4 protein-coding genes are annotated in these 2521 nt (G+C 66.0%); all 4 read left to right on the forward strand.

What is annotated here, in order from left to right; genetic code table 11:
• Positions 1–944: DUF1559 domain-containing protein (locus ACG2DA_RS22375; protein ID WP_395258858.1), on the forward strand; the 944-nt coding region annotated here is incomplete at its 5' end.
• Positions 945–1419: 475 nt separating this feature from the next.
• Complete coding sequence (locus tag ACG2DA_RS22380) at positions 1420–1527, forward strand: transposase (RefSeq protein WP_395258864.1); 108 nt, start codon at positions 1420–1422, stop codon at positions 1525–1527.
• A 156-nt stretch (positions 1528–1683) separates the two neighbouring features.
• Positions 1684–1887: a hypothetical protein gene (locus tag ACG2DA_RS22385; RefSeq protein ID WP_395258860.1), complete on the forward strand. Its 204-nt coding sequence runs from the start codon at positions 1684–1686 to the stop codon at positions 1885–1887.
• 452 nt (positions 1888–2339) lie between these two features.
• Positions 2340–2521, forward strand: a 182-nt coding sequence (locus tag ACG2DA_RS22390; RefSeq protein ID WP_395258862.1) for a type II secretion system protein, incomplete at its 3' end; no start/stop codon positions are given.

A 2521-nucleotide genomic window follows, 5' to 3' on the forward strand; every position in this document is an offset into this window, starting at 1 on the left:
TCCAGCAGGCCCGCGAGGCCGCCCGCAAAAGTCAGTGCCAGAACAATCTCAAGCAGATCGGACTGGCCGTCCATAACTTCGAAAGCACCTACGGCCGTCTTCCCGTCGGATTTCTGGGCCGCGACGACATCAACCAGTCGCACGTCGGGCAACAACGCAGCGGGGTCTTCCCGCAGATCCTGCCTTTCCTCGACTATCAGGTCGTTTCCGAGAAGCTGGACAAATCCGTCACGAACGTGGATCTGAACAGCGGGGCCCCCTTCTGGGTCACGCTCGGGGACACCGATCCGCAGACCTTCGATACGCTGACGGTCTCCTATACGAAGCTTCCCTCGCTGCTGTGTCCGTCCAGTTCCGACACTCAGTACGGGGCGGGACTCAACATGGGGTTCCTGTCCTGGGGTTCGGGCACCGTTTCGTACACCTACTATCCGGACCAGAGCGTTTGGGTGGACGAGTTCGGCTTCAGCCGGATGGGCGGAACGCATTACCTGCCGATCGCCGGCGTGCTCGGGAATCTCAACAGCTCTTATTGGAGCAAGATGACGGGCATGTTCTGGCGCCGTGACAAGAACAAGTTCGCGTCCGTGCGGGACGGCTTGTCCAACACGCTGATGTTCGGCGAGAACGACGGCGGGTTCGCCCACCCCTACGGCGGGAATCCGCCGCCTTTCCTCACGTTCCAGTGGATGTCGGCCCCCCCCGGAATCACTTACTGCGGCCTGCCGCACCACCAAGACAAATCCTTCCCCAACGGGCCCGGGTTCTCCTGGTGCAACGGAGACGACAACGTCCTTCAGTTCCACAGCGAGCACGCAGGGGGAGTGACTCAGTTCGCGGTCGGGGACGGGTCCGTTCAGACCCTCGGCTCGATCGATTACTTGGTGTTCCGGGCGGTGACCGGGATGCATGACGGCGTCGTGCCGGAAAGCAACCCGTTCTGATCGTCTTTGGTTCCTCTTCTACGACGTTCTCCTGCCCCTAAAGACACGTGAAACATTTTCAGTCTGCGTTGAAGACCCGGCCCGCCCAGATTTTCGGGCCGGGGCTTTTCTCCTTCGCCTGTCTGCTCAGCGGAGGATGCGACTCGTCGAGCGAGCCGGAATTCATCGATCCCGCGACCGTCCCGACGCCGCCCGCCAACTTCGAGCCTGAAGCGAGCGGCGTCGCCCCCGAGGGGGGCGGGGCGTCGACGACGCTCCCCGAAGAAAGGATGTGACCTCGTCGGCCGCGTTCGTCGTCCGGCGGACTGACGCTTGGAGCCTGTTGCCAACCTTGGCCCTCTAGGAGCAGCGACGGGGATGACCACGCTTCGGAACGGCCCCGCAGCGACGCGACGGATCCCGAACGGGAGTTCGGCCGCCCTGACCTGACGCGGATGCGGGAGGACGCCCCGCAGCGGGAGCGCCCGCTGCGGGGCTGTCCGACGCGGTGCGGTACGTCGTGAAGACCGGCTGCCCGTGGCGGGACCTGCCCCGCGACTTCCCGCCGTGGGAGGCGGTTTCCCGGCAGGCCCGACGCGGGTAGGCGGCCGGGGCCTTTGAGAAGATCGCCCGCGACCTGCGGATCGTCGAGCGGCTGCTGAAGGACCGCCGGGAAGACCCGTCCGCGGCGATCCTTGGCGCCCGCACCCTGTAGTCGACGCCGGAGAGCGGCGGGAGGTCCGGCTTCGACGGCCGCAAGATGCAGCACGGCAGCCAGACCCACGCTGCGGTCGACACGCTGGGGAACCTCTTCCCGCTGACCGTGACGGCCGCCGGCGCACAGGAGCGGGCCGAGGTCGGGGCATTGTTGGCGAAGGCGCAGGCGGTCGGCGTCCCCGCTCCCGTCTCCGCGAACGCCGGGGCGAACACCTTTACTTTCAACCGCGACGAGTATCTGTCGTAGCTCCCCGGGGCTGTTGGGAATCGCCCTCCGGATCCCGACCCGCCCCGGCGTATCGAACTCTATACGTCCGGCCGCAACAAAGTCGCGGCCGGTTTTCTATCAAGCGCCCCCGCCCCGTCGGCAGGCGCCGATCCGGCCGCCGCGAAAGACCGCGCACCGAAGCGATAAGCCGCGCCTCCCGGAGCGCCGACCGACTTCGACGGAGGCGGCCGCCGAGCCCGTTTGCCTGATTCATCAGCAGCAGTGCCGAGAGCGGCGTCATTCAAGCCGGCGGCGGGGCGGGAGCGACCGAAAACGACCGGAATCTTCGACTCCGGGAGCCGTTCCGCCTTCGTCCGGCCGGAGGTCCTCGGAAAAAAATACTGAGCAGTTCCGCCTCCGCAGTCGGTCGTTCACGGCGAGGGCTGCGGGACCAACTTCGTTTCTGTTCCCCCTCTTCCCGGGATCAATCCGTGTCTTCCAATCGAGCGTCTCGCAGCCCCGCGCTGCGCCTCGGCTTCACGCTGATCGAACTGCTGGTGGTGATCGCGATCATCGCCATCCTCGTCTCCCTGCTGCTCCCCGCCGTCCAGCAGGCCCGCGAGGCCGCCCGCAAAAGTCAGTGCCAGAACAATCTCAAGCAGATCGGACTGGC

This window comes from Alienimonas sp. DA493, assembly GCF_043951915.1.
In the GTDB taxonomy this organism is placed as follows: Bacteria; Planctomycetota; Planctomycetia; order Planctomycetales; family Planctomycetaceae; genus Alienimonas.